The sequence below is a fragment of the uncultured Streptococcus sp. genome, from assembly GCF_915066115.1.
Taxonomy (GTDB): Bacteria; Bacillota; Bacilli; order Lactobacillales; family Streptococcaceae; genus Streptococcus.
This window is the reverse complement of record NZ_CAJZDT010000016.1, coordinates 1-22,148: the sequence shown is the minus strand read 5'-3', so window position 1 is coordinate 22,148 and position 22,148 is coordinate 1. Positions and strand designations below refer to the sequence as shown.

The 22,148-nt window shown below is 41.5% G+C and carries 16 protein-coding genes and 1 pseudogene; 7 read left to right on the top strand and 10 right to left on the bottom strand.

What is annotated here, in order from left to right; genetic code table 11:
* Positions 1-13 precede the first annotated feature (13 nt).
* The 6 genes and pseudogenes from QZ565_RS02275 to QZ565_RS02250 all read right to left on the bottom strand — a co-directional run.
* A pseudogene (locus QZ565_RS02275) lies at positions 14-256 on the bottom strand (site-specific integrase); the annotation flags it as partial.
* Positions 253-714 carry a cyclic-di-AMP-binding protein CbpB gene (cbpB, locus tag QZ565_RS02270; protein WP_124788472.1) on the bottom strand — a complete coding sequence of 154 codons (462 nt, stop codon included), beginning with the start codon at positions 712-714 and terminating at the stop codon, positions 253-255. The pseudogene QZ565_RS02275 and the gene cbpB, both read right to left, overlap by 4 nt.
* Entirely contained in the window at positions 711-1,232 is a 522-nt protein-coding gene (locus QZ565_RS02265) for a metallophosphoesterase (protein WP_295524965.1), read from the bottom strand. The genes cbpB and QZ565_RS02265 overlap by 4 nt, the downstream gene beginning before the upstream one ends.
* Positions 1,208-2,179: a nucleoside-triphosphate diphosphatase gene (locus QZ565_RS02260; protein ID WP_261081338.1), complete on the bottom strand. Its 972-nt coding sequence runs from the start codon at positions 2,177-2,179 to the stop codon at positions 1,208-1,210. The genes QZ565_RS02265 and QZ565_RS02260 overlap by 25 nt, the downstream gene beginning before the upstream one ends.
* Positions 2,176-2,970, bottom strand: coding sequence for a glutamate racemase (gene racE / locus QZ565_RS02255; RefSeq protein WP_000370376.1), 795 nt, complete (start codon positions 2,968-2,970; stop codon positions 2,176-2,178). Before racE ends, QZ565_RS02260 begins: the two co-directional genes overlap by 4 nt.
* Before the next feature lie 200 nt (positions 2,971-3,170).
* Positions 3,171-3,419, bottom strand: coding sequence for a YneF family protein (locus tag QZ565_RS02250; protein ID WP_000364990.1), 249 nt, complete (start codon positions 3,417-3,419; stop codon positions 3,171-3,173).
* Between the two features lie 327 nt (positions 3,420-3,746).
* Between QZ565_RS02250 and QZ565_RS02245 the strand changes: the two genes are divergently transcribed.
* Positions 3,747-9,020 carry an SIALI-17 repeat-containing surface protein gene (locus QZ565_RS02245; RefSeq protein WP_295524960.1) on the top strand — a complete coding sequence of 1,758 codons (5,274 nt, stop codon included), beginning with the start codon at positions 3,747-3,749 and terminating at the stop codon, positions 9,018-9,020.
* Between the two features lie 72 nt (positions 9,021-9,092).
* Here QZ565_RS02245 and mraY read toward each other — a convergent pair whose 3' ends face one another.
* The 4 genes from mraY to rsmH are packed head-to-tail and all read right to left on the bottom strand — an operon-like array spanning position 9,093 to position 13,608.
* On the bottom strand, positions 9,093-10,073 hold the full coding sequence (gene mraY, locus QZ565_RS02240; RefSeq protein WP_295524957.1) for a phospho-N-acetylmuramoyl-pentapeptide-transferase: 981 nt from the start codon (positions 10,071-10,073) through the stop codon (positions 9,093-9,095).
* Position 10,074: 1 nt separating this feature from the next.
* Positions 10,075-12,327, bottom strand: coding sequence for a penicillin-binding protein PBP2X (gene pbp2X / locus QZ565_RS02235; protein WP_295524954.1), 2,253 nt, complete (start codon positions 12,325-12,327; stop codon positions 10,075-10,077).
* 3 nt (positions 12,328-12,330) lie between these two features.
* Positions 12,331-12,648, bottom strand: a complete 318-nt coding sequence (gene ftsL / locus QZ565_RS02230; RefSeq protein ID WP_000227824.1) for a cell division protein FtsL — start codon at positions 12,646-12,648, stop codon at positions 12,331-12,333.
* Between the two features lie 9 nt (positions 12,649-12,657).
* On the bottom strand, positions 12,658-13,608 hold the full coding sequence (gene rsmH, locus QZ565_RS02225) for a 16S rRNA (cytosine(1402)-N(4))-methyltransferase RsmH (protein ID WP_295524948.1): 951 nt from the start codon (positions 13,606-13,608) through the stop codon (positions 12,658-12,660).
* Positions 13,609-13,774: 166 nt separating this feature from the next.
* Between rsmH and QZ565_RS02220 the strand changes: the two genes are divergently transcribed.
* From QZ565_RS02220 to QZ565_RS02195, 6 genes are all read left to right on the top strand, one after another.
* A complete protein-coding gene (locus tag QZ565_RS02220) occupies positions 13,775-13,969 on the top strand; it encodes a helix-turn-helix transcriptional regulator (RefSeq protein ID WP_001082471.1) in 195 nt (64 codons plus the stop codon).
* A 15-nt stretch (positions 13,970-13,984) separates the two neighbouring features.
* Positions 13,985-14,527 carry a DUF3278 domain-containing protein gene (locus QZ565_RS02215; protein WP_295524944.1) on the top strand — a complete coding sequence of 181 codons (543 nt, stop codon included), beginning with the start codon at positions 13,985-13,987 and terminating at the stop codon, positions 14,525-14,527.
* A 10-nt stretch (positions 14,528-14,537) separates the two neighbouring features.
* Positions 14,538-14,879 carry a hypothetical protein gene (locus tag QZ565_RS02210; RefSeq protein ID WP_295524940.1) on the top strand — a complete coding sequence of 114 codons (342 nt, stop codon included), beginning with the start codon at positions 14,538-14,540 and terminating at the stop codon, positions 14,877-14,879.
* Between the two features lie 12 nt (positions 14,880-14,891).
* A complete protein-coding gene (locus QZ565_RS02205; protein WP_295524936.1) occupies positions 14,892-15,470 on the top strand; it encodes a DUF3278 domain-containing protein in 579 nt (192 codons plus the stop codon).
* Positions 15,467-15,943 (top strand): glutathione peroxidase, encoded by a 477-nt coding sequence (locus QZ565_RS02200; protein WP_295524933.1) that lies wholly within the window; start codon positions 15,467-15,469, stop codon positions 15,941-15,943. Before QZ565_RS02205 ends, QZ565_RS02200 begins: the two co-directional genes overlap by 4 nt.
* 335 nt (positions 15,944-16,278) lie before the next feature.
* Positions 16,279-22,148: alpha-L-fucosidase (locus QZ565_RS02195; RefSeq protein ID WP_295524931.1), on the top strand; the 5,870-nt coding region annotated here is incomplete at its 3' end.

Below are 22,148 nucleotides of genomic sequence, written 5' to 3'. Positions count from 1 at the left end.
ATTCCAAACGTTAAAAGCTTTCCACTTCCCCTTTTTGATAGAGAAAGTAGAGAAATTGGTTACAGGCCGAAATCTTCCGCTTTTGAGCGCTGATTTTTAGATTGACTAGCTGGGCTTGGTAAATCTTGAGACTGGTCTCAGAAATCCGCCCACCTACAATATCTAAAAATTGCTCCAAATCATACTTATAGGACTGCTTAGAATTGGCAGATAAACCCTGCTTTCCCTCTAAGAAATCTGAAATCCTGTCTCTCATTTGCATCGAATCTCATATTCCTTACTAAAGTCATGAAAGAGGGCATTGACAGCCTTGAGGATAGACTTGCGCGTGATAATCCCTTGGAAAATCCCTGACGCGTCCACAACCGGCAAGAAGGACTCATCTACCAGCTTGTGCAAGACCTCGGTAATGGTAAAATCAGGCGAAACAACCGCTACGTCCGTTTTGGTCATATGAACAATATCCGTATCCGCCATGATTTCTTGGCTCAAGTCATGCTCCATCTGATAAGCCATAATATCTCTGAGCCCAATCGTCCCAACAAACTGCTTTTCATCTGTCACAACGGGAACACGGGTATAGGTCATCTGACTGAGCAAGAGGGTTGCATGATCCGCATTGTGGGTATCAATCAACACAGCTAGATTTTCAGCAGGGGTCAAAAAAGTTTCCTCTTGACCCAGCAAGAAAGTCTCAAACTCCTTGGCAATCATCGGATAAACTCCTTGGACAAGCCTGGATACACCACGTGGTCTCGTGTCAAAAAGTCCACTTTGAAATAACTATCATCAATCTCCACACGTGCATAGAGACATTCTCTGATAGTCCCACGTGGTTGACTGATGGAACCTGGATTTAGAAAAAGAGTCTTGCCTTCCATCCAAGCGCTTGGCACATGTAAGTGACCATAGAGGCAGATATCGGCCTCTTCTTCCTGAGCCCAGTAGTCCAACTTTTGAAAGTTGAAATTGATGTCAAAGAGGTGACCATGGGTTTGGATAATCTTGGTCGAACCAAGCTCAGTCACCAAACGTTCTGGGTAGCCGGCGTAGAAGTCCATGTTCCCTTTAACAACACGGATTCCCTCCCAGAGCGGTGAGTCTGGGCGCAATTCAGAATCGCCGTTATGAAAAACGGCGTCAACTTTGCCCACATAGCGATCACGGATTTCTTCCACAATCAAGCTATCTCCATGGGAATCGCTCATTACAATGATGGTTTGCTTTGCCATGATGGAAATACCTCCAAAAGTTTCTTAACGGCTAAGGCACGGTGAGATTGACTATTTTTTTCTTCAAGGGTTAATTCAGCTGAGGACTTGCCTGTCTCTCCCACGAGGAAGAGTGGGTCATAGCCGAAGCCATTTTCACCCTTAGGTTCAAAGTTAATGTAGCCTGGCCAGTCTGCTTCAACAACCAAGCTTTCCTTGTTTGGACTGGCTACGACTAGGGTTGTATGGAACTGAGCCGAACGATCCTTGAGTTCAAAGACCATGGCCAATTCGTGCAAGAGTTTGGCATTGTTTTCCCGGTCAGTTGCTCCCACACCTGCGAAACGAGCTGACCAGACACCTGGCAAGCCACCAAGGACATCGACCTTGAGACCTGAATCATCTGCCAGAACCATCTTGCCTGTTAATTGAGAAATAGTTTCTGCCTTGAGACGGGCATTTTCTTCGAAGGTCATGCCTGTTTCTGCTACTTCAGGCAAGTCAGGATAGTCATTGAGATTTTCCACATCGTAGCCTAGCTTGTCAAAGATAGCTCGGAATTCCTTGGTCTTGCCCTCGTTACGAGTCGCAATCAATAAGGTTTCTCTGACCTTGTTTGTCTCAAAGAAATCATGAACATCGACCCCTTCTTTGGGCAATTCCACATACAAGAGTTGCCCATTTTCAACCAATAGCAAAGTCCCCTGACGTTGGATAACTTCCAAGCTACGTCCTGCTTCTTGGTTGAGGATATCCACCACAAAGGACAATAAACGGTAGCGAGAACCATAGCGTAAAACAGCAACCGAAATAGGAAAACCTCGTTCCTCGTCTCGAAAGATTTTGGCCAATCCAACCAGAGGGAAATCCAAGTCTTCATCAGTCAACGTCCGGACGCCACCAAAAATACTATAGGACCCGACATACCAGTCCTGGTCATCCTTGTATTCATAAATTTTATTTGTCATAATTCTACATGCTCCACATGAATTTCTTTCTCCAGCCATTCTTCACCAATTTGTGCAAAACTTTGGCTGCTGGCTGTTGTGTAAAAACGGTGATGAAGTGGTCCAGCATCGCGACCACGATTGATTTCAAAATAATTGAGTAAGACTGAGATATCCCGTACGCACTCTGCCCCACTATCGATGAGCTGAACCTTTGGTCCCATGACATTTTGAATAATGGGTCTGAGAAGTGGATAATGGGTACAACCCAAAATCAGGCTATCCACCTTTCCAACCAAGGGACGCAGGGTTTCATAAACTACTTTCTTGGTGACACTGGTTGACAGGGCACCAGACTCCACCAAGGGAGCAAACTTGGGACAGGCCAAACTCTCCACCTGTAAGTCCGGATCCAAATCATGGATTTTCTGACGGTAGATGTCTGATTGTACCGTCATGGGTGTTCCAATCACTCCGATTTTCCCACCTTGGCTGGACTTGATGGCTGCTGAAGCTCCTGGCAAAATCACACCTAGAACAGGAATGTCTAGTTGAGCCTTAATTTCTTCCCAGACGACTGCAGTCGCAGTATTACAAGCAATGACAATCATTTTGACATCCTTGGTCAAGAGAAAGTTGACCAACTGCCAAGTATATTCACGAATTTGCTCAGCAGGACGGGGACCATAGGGCGCCCGTGCCGAATCTCCAATATAGACGATTTCTTCATGGGGAAGCTGGCGCATGAGCTCGCGCACAACGGTCAAGCCCCCGACACCCGAATCCAAAAAACCAATTGGTCGATTATCCATACAGTCTTCTTTCTAGTCTTTTTTCTGATTGATAGTTCATTATGATTATTTATCCTTATGAACTGAATGACATCCTAATCAACAACTATCTCTCTTAATCATAATCAAATATCAATAGAATGCAAGGAAAAAGTCTCATCCTTAAACCCTTAGCCAACATAGTGAGAAGTCTGGAACTTTCATCCCAGACTTTTCCTTATTTATTTTTTCTTTTTATTGTTAGCAAGGGCTGCTTTTTGTTGGCGGATGATTTGGTGGTAAACTTGTTGTACCTTGGCTTCGCTTGGTTTTTGACCATTTGCACTCAAAAGAGTACGAACTGCTTCAGCATTCAAACGTGGGTTGTCAGCGAATTCTTTTTCAATTTGCTTACGAACCAAGTACATTCCTCCAAGAGCTCCTCCTAGAAAAGCTAGCACAATCAATACAATTGCTAATAGTAAATCCATCATATTTCTCCTGTTTCTTTTTGAGTCTCTTTCATTATACCACAAACTAGCCACCCTGACTAGTTTGTTTTACGCTTTCAGGGATGGGTAGGCTGTAATAAAGTTGGCTTATTGTTCTAGTCAAAACTAGAAAGAATATAAAAAATACACTCTCTTACCATTCGTTCCCTCCACTTTTTTAATACAAAACAATATCAAATATATATCCTTCTCAAATCCCCTTGACAATACTTCATTAGCTGGTAAAATTAGATTAACAATACAATATAGAAATAAAAGTTCATCTCATAAAAATGAAAGCGCTTTTAATTAATAAAGGAGGTTTCTATGGAAAAAATTTGGAGGGAGAAATCCTGTCGCTACAGTATTCGAAAGCTAACAGTCGGCACAGCCTCTGTTTTGCTTGGAGCGGTTTTTCTAGCTAGTCATACCGTCTCTGCTGATACTATTGAAGTAAAGCAAAACGAGCCTGCATTAGAGAAAACTACAGTTAAGACAGACACTATAACGAAAGCAAGTGAATCAACTGAGCATACACAGCCAAACGTGCCAATTGATCATACAAAACCAGTTCTAGCTAATAATAGTTCTTCTGAAAGCAAACCCGCTAATGCTGATGTTACCTCTGCTACAACTAATCAAGCCAGTACTGAGGCTATTGTAAAACCTAATGAAAATAAGGAAACCGAAAAACAAGAACTACCTGTGACAGAACAAAGCAACTATCAGCTAAACTATGATCGACCAACAGCTCCTTCCTATGATGGCTGGGAAAAACAAGCACTCCCAGTTGGGAATGGTGAAATGGGTGCTAAGGTTTTTGGTCTCATCGGCGAGGAGAGAATCCAATACAACGAAAAAACTCTTTGGTCAGGTGGACCGCGTCCCGACAGTACCGACTATAATGGAGGAAACTATCAGGAACGGTATAAAATTTTAGCAGAAATTCGTAAGGCTCTTGAAGACGGAGATCGCCAAAAAGCCAAACGATTAGCTGAACAAAATCTAGTTGGACCAAACAACGCCCAGTATGGACGTTATCTAGCCTTTGGTGATATCTTCATGGTCTTCAATAACCAGAAAAAGGGGCTGGATACAGTTACAGACTATCACCGTGGTTTGGATATCACAGAAGCTACTACTACAACTTCTTACACCCAAGATGGAACGACCTTTAAAAGAGAAACCTTCTCAAGTTACCCTGATGATGTCACCGTGACCCACTTGACCCAAAAAGGGGACAAAAAACTTGATTTTACAGTTTGGAATAGCTTAACAGAAGATTTACTTGCTAACGGAGACTACTCAGCGGAATATTCTAACTACAAGAGTGGCCATGTTACGACAGACCCAAATGGTATCCTACTAAAAGGTACAGTCAAAGATAATAGCCTCCAGTTCGCATCCTATCTAGGAATTAAAACGGACGGAAAAGTTACTGTCCATGAGGATAGTTTAACAATCACAGGAGCTAGCTACGCTACGCTTTTACTCAGTGCCAAGACTAACTTTGCTCAGAATCCAAAAACAAACTATCGCAAAGACATTGACCTCGAAAAAACAGTTAAAGGCATTGTAGAAGCAGCTAGGGGCAAAGATTACGAGACACTTAAAAAGAACCATATCAAAGACTATCAAAGCCTCTTTAACCGCGTCAAACTAAACCTAGGTGGAAGCAATGCTGCTCAAACGACAAAAGAGGCCCTTCAAACCTATAACCCAACAAAAGGGCAAAAACTGGAAGAACTCTTCTTCCAATATGGCCGATATTTACTCATCAGTTCTTCTCGTGATCGGACAGATGCCCTTCCTGCCAACCTACAAGGAGTCTGGAATGCCGTAGACAATCCACCTTGGAACGCTGATTACCACCTCAATGTCAATTTGCAAATGAACTATTGGCCAGCCTACATGAGCAATCTAGCTGAAACAGCCAAGCCAATGATCAATTACATTGACGATATGCGTTACTATGGCCGTATCGCTGCTAAGGAATACGCTGGCATCGAATCCAAAGATAGACAAGAAAATGGCTGGCTGGTCCACACTCAAGCTACACCCTTTGGCTGGACTACTCCTGGTTGGAATTACTATTGGGGTTGGTCGCCAGCAGCTAATGCTTGGATGATGCAGAACGTCTATGACTATTATAAATTCACCAAGGATGAAACCTATCTCAAAGAAAAGATTTATCCAATGCTTAAGGAAACAGCTAAATTCTGGAACTCCTTCTTGCACTATGACAAGGCCAGTGACCGTTGGGTGTCTTCTCCATCCTACTCACCAGAACACGGGACCATCACCATAGGAAATACCTTTGACCAATCGCTAGTCTGGCAGCTATTCCACGACTACATGGAAGTCGCCAACCATCTGAATGTCGACAAAGACTTAGTCACAGAGGTCAAGGCTAAATTTGACAAACTAAAACCACTTCACATCAACAAAGAGGGACGCATCAAGGAATGGTACGAGGAGGACAGTACGCAATTCACAAATGAAGGGATTGAAAATCACCACCGTCACGTTTCCCATCTAGTTGGTCTCTTCCCAGGTACGCTCTTTAGCAAGGACCAGGCTGAATACCTAGAGGCTGCGCGTGCTACCTTGAACCACCGTGGAGATGGTGGTACTGGTTGGTCTAAGGCTAATAAAATCAATCTCTGGGCTCGTCTGCTGGACGGTAACCGCGCCCATCGCTTGCTCGCTGAACAGCTCAAGTATTCAACCCTAGAAAACCTTTGGGATACGCACGCACCTTTCCAAATCGATGGAAACTTTGGAGCAACCAGTGGAATTGCAGAAATGCTTCTTCAATCACACACTGGCTACATTGCACCATTGCCAGCCCTTCCAGATGCTTGGAAAGACGGTCAGGTTTCTGGTCTGGTTGCCCGTGGTAACTTTGAAGTTAGCATGAAGTGGAAAGATAAAAACCTGCAAAGCTTATCCTTCCTTTCAAATGTCGGTGGAGACCTAGTTGTAGATTATCCAAATATCGAAGCCAGTCAGGTTAAGGTTAATGGCAAATCTGTCAAAGCAACTGTTCTTAAAGATGGCCGCATTCAACTGGCAACACAAAAAGGTGATGTCATTACCTTTGAACATTTCCCTGGTCGTGTAACCAGTCTGACAGCAGTTAGACAAAATGGCGTCACTGCCGAACTTACCTTCAACCAAGTAGAAGGCGCTACCCACTATGTTATCCAAAGACAAGTGAAAGACGAATCTGGCCAAACCTCTGCAAGCAGAGAATTTGTAACCAATCAAACCCATTTTATCGACCGCTCACTCGATCCTCAACTCGTCTACACTTATACTGTTAAGGCTATGCTAGGTAATGTTTCTACACAGGTGTCCGAAAAGGCCAATGTCGAAACCTATAACCAATTGATGGATGACCGTGATAGCCGAATCCAATACGGTTCTGCATTTGGAAACTGGGCAGACTCAGAATTATTTGGAGGAACAGAGAAGTTTGCCGACCTTTCACTAGGTAACTATACAGATAAAGATGCGACAGCAACCATTCCTTTCAATGGTGTTGGCATTGAAATCTATGGTCTCAAATCATCTCAATTGGGAATCGCTGAAGTCAAAATCGATGGTAAATCAGTCGGTGAACTGGACTTCTATACTGCAGGTGCAACTGAAAAAGGTAGCCTTATCGGTCGCTTCACAGGATTGTCAGATGGTGCTCATGTGATGACCATCACTGTAAAACAAGAGCATAAACACCGTGGCAGTGAACGTTCCAAAATTTCCTTAGACTACTTTAAAGTTTTACCTGGACAGGGAACAACTATTGAAAAAATGGATGACCGTGACTCTCGCATTCAATACGGATCTCCATTCAAAGATTGGAGCGACACTGAATTATATAAGAGCACAGAAAAATATGCGGACATCAATAACAGTGACCCAAGTACTGCTTCAGAAGCTCAAGCAACCATTCCATTTACTGGAACAGGTATTCGAATTTACGGACTTAAAACATCCGCTCTCGGAAAAGCTCTCGTGACACTAGATGGCAAAGAAATGCCAAGTCTAGACTTCTACACAGCTGGAGCTACCCAAAAGGCAACCTTAATTGGAGAATTTACTAATCTGACCGATGGTAATCATATTTTGACATTGAAAGTTGATCCAAATTCACCAGCAGGTCGAAAGAAAATTTCTCTAGATTCATTTGATGTGATTAAAGCTCCAGCTGTAAGCTTGGATAGTCCAAGTATCGCACCACTTAAGGAAGGGGATAAAAACATCTCTTTAACTCTTCCAGCTGGAGATTGGGAAGCCATCGCTGTGACCTTCCCAGGCATCAAAGATCCACTCGTTTTACGCAGGATAGACGATAATCATCTGGTTACGACTGGAGATCAGACTGTCTTATCAATCCAAGATAATCAGGTACAAATCCCTATCCCTGACGAAACCAATCGAAAAATTGGAAATGCGATAGAAGCTTATTCTATCCAGGGAAATACAACAAGCAGTCCTGTAGTAGCTGTCTTTACCAAAAAGGATGAGAAGAAGGTTGAAAATCAGCAGCCAACTACAAGTAAGGGAGATGATCCTGCTCCTATTGTAGAAATTCCTGAATACACTAAGCCTATCGGCACAGCAGGAATAGAACAACCGCCTACTGTTTCTATCCCTGAATACACTCAACCTATCGGCACAGCAGGAATAGAACAACCACCTACTGTTTCTATCCCTGAATACACTCAACCTGTCGGGACAGCAGGAATAGAACAACCGCCTACGGTTTCTATCCCTGAATACACTCAACCTATCGGCACAGCGGGACTAGAACAAGCGCCTACGGTTTCTATTCCTGAGTACACTCAACCTATCGGCACAGCAGGAATAGAACAACCACCTACTGTTTCTATTCCTGAATACACTCAACCTATCGGTACAGCAGGACTAGAGCAAGCGCCTGTAGTAAACGTCCCTGAGTATACTAAGCCTATCGGCACAGCAGGACAAGAGCAAGCGCCTACGGTTTCTGTTTCTGAATATAAACTTCGTGTCTTAAAAGATGAAAGGACTGGAGTTGAAATTATTGGAGGAGCGACTGACTTAGAGGGAATTTCTCATATTTCTAGCAGACGTGTCTTAGCTCAAGAACTATTTGGTAAAACCTATGATGCTTACGATCTTCACCTTAAAAATCCAACAGACCAGAGTCTACAACCAAAAGGAGCTATCTTGGTTCGCTTGCCTATTTCCTCAGCTGTCGAAAATGTATACTACCTAACTCCATCAAAAGAGTTACAGGCACTTGATTTTACTATTCGTGAGGGAATGGCAGAATTTACGACTAGTCATTTCAGCACCTATGCAGTCGTTTATCAAGCTAATGGAGCATCAACTACTGCAGAGCAAAAACCAAGTGAAACAGATATCAAACCATTAGCCAATAGCTCTGAGCAAGTTTTATCTAGTCCAGACCTTGTTCAATCTGCAAGTGATTCTCCTAAAGAACAACTTCCAGCTACTGGTGAAACATCTAATCCACTACTATTCTTGTCAGGATTGAGTCTAGTCCTAACAGCAACTTTTCTACTTAAGAGTAAAAAGGATGAATCAAACTAACGTTTAACCACACAAAAATCAGGATGAAGATAAGCTTCATCCTGATTTATTTTTCAATAAAGGATTATTTTTTTACAGTAGATATAAAATTGCTAACGTCAAGAGACTTGCTAGAAGTCCCACTCCCCAAAAGAAGAAGTCGACCTTCCACTCGCTCCAAGGATTTCCTTTACCAGACAAGCCTCCAAGCTCAAAATGGTGATGCACAGGCGTCATACGGAAAATACGTTTTCCACCAGTCATTTTGAAATAGCCGACTTGCATCATGACCGAAGTTGTTTCAAAGACATAAATAATTCCGATAATCAAGAGAGTCCATTCTTGGTGGAGAGCCATTGAAATAGCTGCCAGCATTCCACCGAGGGCCAAACTTCCCACATCCCCCATAAAGACCTTAGCAGGCTTATGGTTAAAGACAAAGAAACCAAGCAAACCACCAATCATGGCAAGAATCACTAGAAGGATATCCATCTGACCTTGCACATAGGCAATAACTCCATAGGCAGACAAACTAATCACAACGGAAATACTAGCTAAACCGTCAATACCGTCTGTCAAGTTTACTGCGTTTGAAAAACCGACTAGCCAGAAAAGAGCGAAAATAATATAGAAAATCCCTAGATGCACTTGGTAGCCAAAGACAGAAAGCATATCGCCACCGCGCTCATAGAAAAGGTAAAAAATGACACCACCTAGAAGCTGAAGAGCCAATTTCTGCTTGGGATTTAGCCCCTCATTGATTTTGCGGAAGACCTTGAGGAAGTCGTCCAAAAATCCGATTAAACCATAAAGAACCAAGATAAATAAAATCATACCAACATTATTGCTGAGTTGATTACTAAATAGGGCGAAAAAGAAAGCAACTAAAACAGAAGCAATTAAGAAAACCAAACCTCCCATTGTAGGAGTCCCAGCTTTTGCCTGATGCTGTTTGACATCCTCATGCATCTGCTGGCCTGTAATTTGCGCCTTTCTATAAAATTGGATAAAGGCCGGAATTCCTACTAAAGTTAGTAAAAATGTCACAATTCCAGCACTGATGGAAATAAACATATTAGTCTCCTAAAGTTAATTTAATTTTTTTAATGTTTTTGATAGCTGTATTGGTCCGAACGTCTTGCTTCTGAACAACAGAACCTGAACCTTCAAATTCCAGCTCAATATCCAACCATTTAGCAAAGGTCTCGGCAGTCTCTTTTTTCCAGCCATACATGTCTGGAATTTCTTCTACCTTATCCGATAAAAGGAGAACTTGTTGGTTTGGTGCAAGATTGGTCCCTTCTTCTACAGAAGTCTCTTTAATCTTTGTTCCAGTACCAACAACGATTGGTTGCACAATATTTCGACGTAAGGCTTCCGCCAAATCACCAGGTGAAATATCCTTGATGCTAGGCATTGCATACGAAGATTCTGTCGTCACTTGATCTAAATTCTTAGCTGGAGATTGAAGGTTCAGAGATTCTTTCATCGCTGAAGCCCGCTCCAAGATTGGATTGGAAAACTCTCCCAACTGGACAGCTGAATAATGCTCAGGCTGTTGAACCGTTACATACAAGATAAAATCAGGATTTTCAGCAGGATTCATAGTCACAACTGAGAAAATATAATTGGTAGAACCAACCAAGTATCCTCCATTTTTCTCATCAGCGATTTGAGCCGTACCGGATTTAACTGCTACATTTTGTCCAGGAACTGTTATAATTGGCTTTCCTGTGTAATGATTATACATAGTTCCATATATAGGGTCCGTCCCAACTAATATCATGTGATTTCGAGTTGTGCTTGCTGCCTCTTTGGAAACAGGATTTCCTACTATTTCTTTTTGTGACTTACGTACAGACTGATTGTTAGTATCATAAATAGCACTTATAAATTTTGGCTCCAGCATAACTCCATCATTAGCAATAGCTGTAAAGGCACGAAGCATTTGTGTTTGTGTCACTGAAATTCCTTGCCCAAATGAGCTTTGAGCAATACTAACAATATTATCAGCTGGAAGTTGACCAGCGTATTCATCTGTCAAGCCAAAGCGAGTTGGAACCCCAAATTTAAAGCGTTTTAGATAATCCAACCAAGTAGCATCTCCCATTTTTTGTTCAAGTAGACTCATTCCAACATTACTGGAGTGAGCGAAACCTTGTAAGAAAGTCATCATACTACCAGTAGTCAAACCTTCATTAACATCCCAATCTCGAGTCGTCGCATCCGCCATTTTAAATTCACTGCTATTGAAGTATTCTCCACTTGGGAAGGTATTATTATCAATAGAAGAAGCTAACGTCATAACCTTCATGCCTGATCCTGGTTCATAGTTACTTTGATAAAGAATGTCACGCCAAACAAAGTCCTCAGTGATTCCTTCTTTAGTATCTGCATTAAAGGTAGGTCGTTGGGTGGTAGCGAGGATTTCACCGGTCTTTGCACTGACCAAGGTCGCGGTCATATACTTACCTTTTACTTTTTCTAGAAAGGCATCCATCTGAGTTTCCATGAAAGATTGTAGCGGACTAGACAATGTTGTATAAACATCCTTGCCATCCACAGTTTGTTGCGATACCAGTTCTGTACCTGGTACGATATTTCCTACACGGTCTTTTTCATAGGTAATAATACCGTCTGTCCCAGCAAGAATGGTATTTAAAGAACTCTCCAAACCAGAAGTCCCTAACAAACTCTTACTACCATCCTCATTTTCATGAAGTTGGGCTAAGCCAATAAAACTAGAAGCAAATTGGCCATTTGGATAGCTTCTGTTAGGGCTAGTTGTAAAGTCAATCCCTTCCACACTAGCATCTTTCAAATCTTTTTTAATAGCCATCATATTGGCATATGTAATCCCATTTCCTTTTGCACCAAAGGAAACTTGGGTCAGATTTGGTTGAGCCAGTTGCTCTTTCACATAAGCCTCATCCATATCCAAATACTTATGGAAGACTTCAGCTACCTTATTAAACTGCGAATCCTCTACATAAAGAATTTTACCCGTTGCTGACTTGTATTTTTTGTCAATAACAGCATAGACGTTATAAGAGGTCGCATCTTCTGCGATAGGCACTCCATTTCGGTCATAGATAGTTCCACGCTTGGCAGGAACTGTTCGGGTTGTTTGGTGAACCTTTTTAGCTTCTTTTACTAAGTCAGTACCAAATATATTACCTTTCGCGATAATATAAGCAAAATTGGCCAAAAAGAGACCAAAAAGGGCAACCGCTACAAAGCTGAGGTACTTACCAACTATCCTACGGTTTTTTGCTGGAGATTTACGATTTTTGATCGCAAATCGGGTTATTTTTTCTGTCCATTTCATATCTTACTCCGCTGTTCGGATATTTTCATTATTCAATTTCAAATCTTTTTTATCTGCAATCTCTTTCAAACGCTCTGAACGAATCAATTCATTCACTTCCTGCTTGGCATCGTCCAGCTCTGTTTTCTTCTCCTCTATCTGCGCATTGATTTTCGTCAAATCACTTTGCACTTGCAAAAGTCGTGTCTGCATAAAGATGATACTCACTGCTAAAACGAGAGCTGTAAATGCGATGGAAAGATAAAAAGCCTTCTCCACACGTGAGAATTTTTTGATACGATTCTGCAAGAATTGACTGGTTGTTTCTTTCTTATCTACCATTTTTTCCTCTTACTTGTGAATTTTTCTGGCCACGCGCAACTTAGCTGAGTGCGAGCGGTTATTGGCTTCTAACTCTTCTGCACTTGGCAAGATTGGCTTACGGGACACCAATTCCATCTTAGGCTTGAGATCATCTGGGATGAAAGGCAAACCTTTTGGAACTTCAACCGTTGAAGCTTCCTTGAACAATTGCTTGGTCAAGCGGTCTTCTAGTGAATGGAAGGTAATCACTGAGATTCTACCATCTAGAGCCAACATATCCATAGCCTGCTGGATAGATTCATCTGCAGCTCCCAGTTCATCATTGACTTCAATCCGAATAGCTTGGAAAATCTGCTTGGCAGGATGGCCCTTCTTCTTGAGCTCCTTAGCAGGCTTAGCCGACTTGATGATCTCTGCCAACTCAGTCGTTGTCTCGATTGGCTTGACTTCACGTGCTTGTTCAATCTTACGCGCGATTTGTTTAGAGAATTTGTCCTCACCATACTTGAAGAAAATACGAACCAAGTCATGATAGTCATAGTGGTTCACCACTTCATAAGCTGTCAGACTAGCATCCTGATTCATGCGCATGTCCAGTGGTGCATCCTTTTTATAAGAAAAACCACGCTCACGCTGGTCCAGCTGAGGACTAGACACTCCCAAGTCATAACAAATTCCATCAATTTCCTGAACACCGGCTTCGCACAAACGTGCCTGTAAATGACGGAAGTTATCCTTGATAAAAGTCACCATCCCCTTTTCAATGTAAGGTGCCAAGCGTTCTTGCGCATTGTCAATGGCATTCTGATCCTGGTCAAAGGCATAGAGATGGCCTTTTTCACTTAATTTACTTAATAAATATTCGCTATGGCCCGCTCCACCCAAAGTCGCATCAACGTAGATACCGTCAGGCTTTACGTCGAGCATATCAATCGTTTCGTAGAGTAAGACCGTTACATGATGAAATTCTTTTGTCATATCTTATCTATTTTACCACAAATCCGACCAGCTTGCACTAGTCAGACAAATAGACCAAAAACAAGTAAGATTTCTTTAAGAAATATGTCAAATATGCTTGACATTCATTCCGTAGAAGAATATAATGTAGTCAAATATATACGACACAAAGCAGAAAGGAGTCCAGATGAATCGTGTGAAAGAATTTCGCAAGGAACTGGGCATTTCCCAGCTAGAGCTAGCCAAGGATATCGGTGTCTCGAGACAAACCATCAATATGATTGAGAACGACAAGTACAACCCAACTCTGGAACTCTGTCTCAATCTCGCCCGCAGCCTCCAAACTGACCTCAACAGTCTCTTTTGGGAGGATAATTTTTAAAAAAGGAGTCAACTCATGAAAAAAGAAACCTTCACTGAAAAACTGATCAAGCGCACATACGGTATTTCTGATCCACTTGACGAATACAAACGACGCGAGGCAGACCGTATAGGTAACCAAGTCTTTATCTTCCTATTTTATCTGATGATTTTCGGAAATCTTATTCCACTCCTTCTGGCCTATAAATATCCTCAGCTAGTGGCTCTAGTCTATCCTCCTCTGATTTTAGTGATTGCCCTTATCTCTGCTGGCTATGTCACCTACCAAATGAAAAAAACAGGGATTACAGCTATTGATCCAGATATGCTGAGTGAGAAAGAAAGTAAGCAACTACATTACCCAGGTCTGAAAGCAGGTTTGTTCTTTGGTCTATGGATGTTTTTTATAACTCCTCTTCTCAGTATACTCATAGGTGAAAGTCCGGACTATTTTCATTCTCTTCTCACTATAAGAAATGGTGTATCAAGCATTCTCGGTTCTATCTTCTTCGGAGCGAGTATACAGTTCCTCATCTCCCGTCGCATTGCAAAAACTAAGAAAGATCAAGATGAGGATTAGGAGGTTCCCTATGAAATCACTAGTAACTTTACTAATCAGTCACATTTTTGTCAGCATCTTTATTACCTTTTTCCTAGTTTCTGGACAGATTTCGCGTCCTTTCTTGATCATTTTCCTTTTATTTCTTCCTTTGTTGAACAAGGGACAAAGACTTCAGAAAATCGAATCCAAAAAAATACGCCTTCTAAACGTATCTCTCTGTTTTATCCTCGTATCCTTCCCACAACTTTTAAGGAATCCTGCAGATTGGAGATATCTGGTATTTCTAACAATTTGTATCATTTTTAGCTTGATTTACTTCTATACTTTCTATCAACTCGTTAAAGAAGTCAATCAAAAACCACTCATTTAGGAGGTTAGTAGCATGAAAAAAGAAGACTTAACAACTCGCCTACTTCGAAATTTCTTTCATATCCAAGGGCCTTTTGATGAATGCCGGCAAGAGATTATCTACAAGGCTTGCGCCCGTTCCATGGTCCAAATCGTTTATTCTTCCTTCTTTCTCTTCTTGTTTTATCTGTTATTTGGACGCTTTATAGAGGTCGTTCGCTATGTCATGCCCTACATATTCTTTGGCCTTATATATTTCATTACTTTAAAAACCCAAAGAAACGTCAAAGAACTCCATCTGGAAAAAGATGACAAGTCAGAAATCATCCTTAAAACCTACAGCAAGAGCCAAATCAAATTCCGAAGCTGGGTTGTGTTTATTGGTCTTCAGATTGGCCTCTTTACCCTACTCATCTTTCATAAAGTCTTCGTTCAGCAGATGTCCCTTCCAGATTTTGTGAAGTTGCTCATGCAATTTGATAAAAGTGTTCCTTTGCTGATGTATGGCCTGATTATCGGTAGCATTTTTGGAACCCTGACCTACGGCTTTCTATCCCTACAGGAGGAGAAAACTCCTAAAAATACCAAACAGAAGGAGAAAAGCAAGCAATGACTTCACTATACGATTTTTCAGTCTTGAATCAAGACCATCAAGAAACTCCACTAGAGACCTATCGTGGTAAGGTTCTCTTGGTTGTCAACACTGCTACTGGATGTGGTTTAACGCCCCAGTACCAAGGACTTCAAGAACTCTATGATCGCTATCAAGAACAAGGTTTTGAGATTTTAGACTTCCCTTGCAATCAGTTTATGGGACAAGCACCAGGCAGCGCAGAGGAAATCAACGCCTTCTGTAGCCTACATTACCAGACCACCTTCCCACGTTTTGCCAAAATCAAGGTCAACGGTAAGGAAGCAGATCCTCTCTATGTTTGGTTGAAAGAACAAAAATCTGGCCCGCTGGGAAAACGAGTCGAATGGAATTTCGCTAAGTTTCTCATCGGTCGAGATGGGCAGGTTTTTGAACGCTTCTCTTCAAAAACAGACCCTAAAGAAATTGAAGAGGCCATACAAAAATTACTCTGACTTTTTTTGAATACATTCTTTCATTCAGTTTAATTCTTGAAAGGATGTATTTTTTTCTTTAAAAAGTGAAAGAATTTCTTTAAATTAGGTTTACTTTCTCTATTGCATTTCTTGGAACAATTTAGTATATTTGTTATGTTAAGATTTTTAGGTTATTTTAAAGATTAAGATAACAATTTTAATTTTTTTATTCTAAAATGAAAGCGCTTAAACAGAGGGGGTAATTAGTCTCAAACTATTGCACAAAATCTAACTATCGCTAAAGAAAATCGTTTCCAAGTCATACTTGGGCTCAGACAGTAGCTGACTGTCTTGATTCAAACTAGGAGTACATTATGAATCGATACCTTTTTGAAAAAGGGCAAACTTTTAGCATCAGAAAATTAACCGTTGGTGTTGCTTCGGTTATGGTCGGACTCGCTTTTTTTGCATCTGGTACAGCACTAGCTGACGAAGCAAAAATTGAAACTACAAGCTCTCAACCAAATGTAGAAAAATTGGCCGAAGTTGAAAAAACCAAACCAGAAACCAAAAATGAAAGTCCTGTAATTTCTACACCTCAAGAGTCAGAGAAAGCAGAGAAAGCAGAGAAAGCAGAGAAAGCAGAGAAAGCAGAGAAAGCAGAAAAAACTGTTAAACCAGTAGAAGAGAAGACTGTAGCAGAAACTAAAACTACTGACTTGCTTCCTGAAGAAATCCACGATCAAGCTTATCCTGATGCACCCGTGAAAAACATAGATACTTCAGCAATCGTAGACAAGAAGGATAGTCCTAAAGTTGAGACAGAAAGCATTCTAAAAAACAAGGAAGAACTTCCAAAAGAAGCTGAAAATGGTAATCGTGCAATTATCAACGGTGGTCTAGATTTGAAGCACGTCCCTTATGAAGGACAACCTGCTACTGCTGCTAGTATGATTTACACTATTTACAATGGTGGTTCCCAACGCTATATCGTGTCTGGTTCTGGTATTTTTGTGGCACCAAATGTCATCTTGACTGTTGCCCACAACTTTTTAGAATCAAACCGTGATACAAAAGAAGGACATATTCGAGGCGGAGATTCTGCTAAGTTTTACTATAACCTCGGTTCTAATTCTGCTGTTCGCAATTCTCAACCTGTAACGGGTAATACTACTCTATTCAAAGAAGAAGATATTCATTTTTGGAACAAGAAAGAATTTGGAAAAGGATATCAAAATGACTTGGCTGCTGTTGTAGCACCTGTTCCTCTTCAAATCGCTAGTCCAAATAAAGCTGCCACCTTTGTTCCTTTGGCAGAAAACAAAACCTATCAACCAGGGGACCCTGTTAGCACGATTGGATATCCAACTGATTCAAGCTCACCTGAGCTCAAAAAACCAATTGTAGCTGGTCAACTTTACAAGGCTGATGGTGTCGTGAAATCTGTTGATAATTATGATGATAAAGGCTCAAAAGGCATCACCTATCATATGACTTCTGTTTCAGGCCTTTCAGGTGCTGGTATTATCAACGGTGATGGTAAAGTAGTCGGTGTTCACCAACACGGCACAATTGAAAACGGCATCCCCGACAAAGACCGTTTCGGCGGCGGAATCGTCCTCTCACCTGAGCAAGTCAAATGGGTAAAAGATATTATCGCAAAATATGGCGTCAAAGGTTGGTACCAAGGTGATAATGGGAAACGATATTACTTTACTCCTGAAGGAGAAATGTTCAGAAATAAAACTGCTGTTATTGGTGAAAATCAATATTCTTTCGATGAAAATGGTGTTGCGACACTCATTAAAGGAATTGATTACGGACGTGTAGTTGTTCAACACGTAGATGAAACTGGTAATCCAATCAAAACTGATGATACTTTTGTTGAAAAAACTGAAGTTGGAACAGCTTTTGATTATGACTTCAAAAAAGAAATCGCTAAGACTGACTTCTATACAAAAAATCAAGAGAAATACCAGATTGTCTCTATTGATAGCGTCGAAATCAACAAGCAACTCAAAGATGAGTGGACCTACAAGGTCGTCAGCAAAACAGCTCCAGGAACACGGGTCATCAAGGTGGTTTATAAAGTGAATAAAGGTTCATTTGCCATTCATTATCGTTTGAAAGGCTCAGAGCAAGAATTAGCAGATGTTGTTACTGATAATAATGACGGAAAAGAATACGATGTTTCTTTTGTAAATACTTTTGAAGCAAAAGAAATCGCAGGCTACCGCGCGATCACTCCACGCTTAGAAGCCAGCATCCAGCACAAGGGTGTGAATGATGTCGTCTTTGAATACGAAAAAATCTCTGATAGCTCTAGTCCGACTTCAAATGTTTTACCTGCTGCTCATCCAGAAGATAAAGAAACAGAAATCGGAAATCACGGCCCGCTTCCAAGCAAGGCTCAACTTGATTATCACAAGGAAGAATTAGCTGCCTTCATCCACTATGGTATGAATACTTATACTAATTCTGAGTGGGGACATGGAAATGAAGACCCTAAAAACTTCAATCCGACTAACTTAGATACAGATCAATGGATCCGTACTCTAAAGGAAACTGGCTTTAAACGAACTATTATGGTTGTCAAACACCACGATGGTTTCGTTATTTACCCATCTAAATATACAAATCATACCGTAGCTGCAAGTCCATGGAAGGATGGAAAAGGTGACCTCCTAGAAGAAATCTCTAAATCGGCTACTAAATACGATATGAACATGGGTGTTTACCTATCACCATGGGATGTTAATAGCCCTAAATATAAGGTAGCTACTCAAAAAGAATACAACGAATACTACCTCAACCAGCTGAAAGAAATCCTTGGTAATCCAAAATACGGTAATAAGGGTAAATTTATCGAAGTCTGGATGGATGGAGCACGCGGTAGTGGTGCCCAAAAAGTAACCTATACTTTTGATGAGTGGTTCAAATACATCAAGGAAGCTGAAGGAGATATCGCTATCTTCTCTGCCGAACCAACAAGTATCCGTTGGATTGGAAATGAGCGTGGTATCGCCGGAGACCCTGTTTGGCACAAGGTCAAGAAAGCAAATATCACCGAAAACGTTAAGAACGAATACCTTAACCACGGTGACCCTGACGGAGATATGTACTCTGTAGGGGAAGCAGATGTTTCTATCCGTTCTGGCTGGTTCTACCACGATAACCAGCAGCCAAAATCCCTCAAAGAATTGATGGATATCTACTTCAAGTCTGTTGGTCGTGGAACGCCACTTCTTCTCAACATTCCACCAAACAAAGAAGGTAAATTCGCCGATGCTGACGTGGCTCGCTTGAAAGAGTTCAAAGCGACTCTAGATCAAATGTATGCGACTGACTTTGCCAAAGGAGCAACTGTAACAGCAAGCTCGACTCGTCAGAACCATCTCTACAAAGAAAGCCACCTTACAGACGGTAAAGATGATACTAGCTGGGCTCTTTCAAATGATGCCACAACAGGTAGCTTCACAGTCGATTTGGGACAAAAGAGACGCTTTGACGTTGTCGAACTCAAGGAAGATATTGCCAAAGGACAACGTATTTCTGGATTCAAGATTGAAGTCGAAATCAACGGGCGCTGGGTGACTTACGGAGAAGGTTCAACTGTTGGTTACCGTCGCTTGATTCAAGGCAAGCCTGTAGAGGCACAAAAAATCCGTGTAACCATCACCGGAGCTCAAGCAACTCCAATCTTAACCAACTTCTCAGTCTACAAGACACCAAGTAGTATCGAAAAGACAGACGGCTACCCTCTTGGACTTGAATACCACTCAAATACAACAGCGGATACAGCCGATACAACTTGGTACAATGAATCTGAAGGTGTTCGTGGCACTTCTATGTGGACCAATCAAAAAGATGCCAAAGTAAGCTATACTTTCACAGGAACCAAGGCCTATGTCGTCTCTACAGTCGACCCAGGTCATGGAGAAATGTCCGTCTACGTTGATGGCCAAAAAGTTGCGGATGTGCAAACTAAGAACACTAGCCGTAAACGCAGCCAAAAAGTATATGAAACAGACGATTTAGCACCTGGCCAACATACCATTACCCTTGTTAATAAAACAGGTGAACCAATTGCTACAGAAGGAATCTACACTCTAAACAATAACAGCAAGGGTATGTTTGAGCTTGAAGCAACTTCTTACGAAGTCGAAAAAGGAAAACCAGTCACTGTTAAAATTAAACGTGTTGGTGGAAGCAAGGGAACTGCTACTGTTCGCTTCATCACAGAACCTGGAACTGGGGTTCACGGTAAAGTTTACCAAGATACAACTCAAGATGTGACTTTTGAAGATGGAGAAACAGAAAAGACTGTTACCATCCCAACGATTGACTTTACAGAACAAGCTGACTCTATCTTTGACTTCAAAGCCAAGCTCACTTCTGTTTCTGATGGTGCTTTACTCGGTTTTGCTACCGATGCAACCATCCAAGTGATGAAAGCTGAATTGCTGATCAAGGATCAAACAAGTTATGATGACCAAGCTAGTCAGTTGGATTACAGTCCTGGCTGGCACCATGAAACCAATTCAGCAGACAAGTACCAAAAAACGGAGTCTTGGGCTTCCTTTGGTCGCTTAACTGATGAACAAAAGAAAAAGACAACTGTCACAGCCTACTTCTACGGTACTGGACTTGATATCAAGGGCTATGTTGATCCAAATCATGGTATCTACAAAGTCTTCCTAGATGGCAAAGAAGTTCCTTACCAAGACGGCATGGGAAATGCGTCGACTATTGAGGGCAAGAAATACTTTAGCGGTCACGCTGCTCAACGCCAAGGCAATCAAACTCTGGTTAGCCTAAAAGGTCTTGATGAAAACTTGCACGCAGTCACCCTTCAACTAGATCCTGATCGAAACGATTTGTCTCGAAACATCGGTATCCAGGTGGATCAATTCATCACTCATGGTGAAGGAAGCGAACTCTACAGCAAAACACAAATCCTTCAATCTCTCTCTAAATGGAAAGACGACTTATCTAACTTTGATCCAAGTGGTTTGAAAAATACAGCAACTGCACGCCAAGCATTTAAGTCTAATCTTGATAAACTCACTGCACAATTAAGTTCTGATACGGTAAATGTACAAGATGTGATGTCAACAGTCACTGCTTTGCAAGATATTCTTAGCAAAGACGAAAATTACCAAAAACCTGGAGACGAAACAAGTCCAGAACAACCAGTTGAACCAAAACAACCGGAACAGCCTGAAATCAATTATGATAAGGCTATGGCTAGCCTGACTGAAGCTATCAAGAAAAAAGTGGCTGAGCTTGGTGCCAACAACGATGCTAAGAAGAAATTAGTTGAAATTACTGACAAAGCAATCGCAGCTATTCAAGAGGCTAAGACTCAAGAAGACGTCAACAAAGCTCTCAATAACGCTCTTGAACAAATCAAGCAATTGCAACCTAGCCAACCAGAACAACCGGTTGAACCGAAACAACCTGAAAAACCAATTACTTCTTCAAGTCCTGAAGAAGGAGTTAAAGAGCTTGTCTTCCAACTCCCAAGTTTGGATATTGTCAAGAAGGCAGTACCATTCAGGACTATCCGTCGCGAAAATCCACAATTAGACAAAGGGAAAGAACAAGTTCTATCAGAAGGGAAAGATGGTGCTATAATCGAGTATATCGAAGTAGATGGCAGCAATCGTAAGGTAGTTCAAACCGAATCAACTCCAGCTCTAGACCGAGTGATTGAAGTTGGGACTAAACAAAGTTCTGTAGGAACAGATACTCCACCAGTTGTGACTCTTCCTGAGTACCTTCTACCAAAAGAACCTGAAAAACCAATTACTTCTTCAAGTCCTGAAGAAGGAGTTAAGGACCTTGTCTTTAAACTTCCAAGTTTGGATATTGTCAAGAAGGCAGTACCATTCAAGACTATCCGTCATGAAAATCCAAACTTAGATAAAGGAAAAGAGAAAGTTCTAGCAGAAGGGAAAGATGGTGCTATAATCGAGTATGTCGAAGTAGATGGTAGCAATCGTAAGGTAGTTCAAACTGAGTCAACTCCATCTCTAGACAGAGTGATTGAAGTCGGGACTAAACAAAGTTCTGTAGGAACAGAGGCACCACCAGTTGTAACTCTTCCTGAGTATGTTCTACCTAGAGAAACTGAAAAACCAGCTCCTGCAGTTGTAACAGAAGATTCACCAAGAAAAGATGAAAAAGCACCTGTTGCTACTACAGTTAAACAAGACAAGAAAAAACAACTCCCAGAAACTGG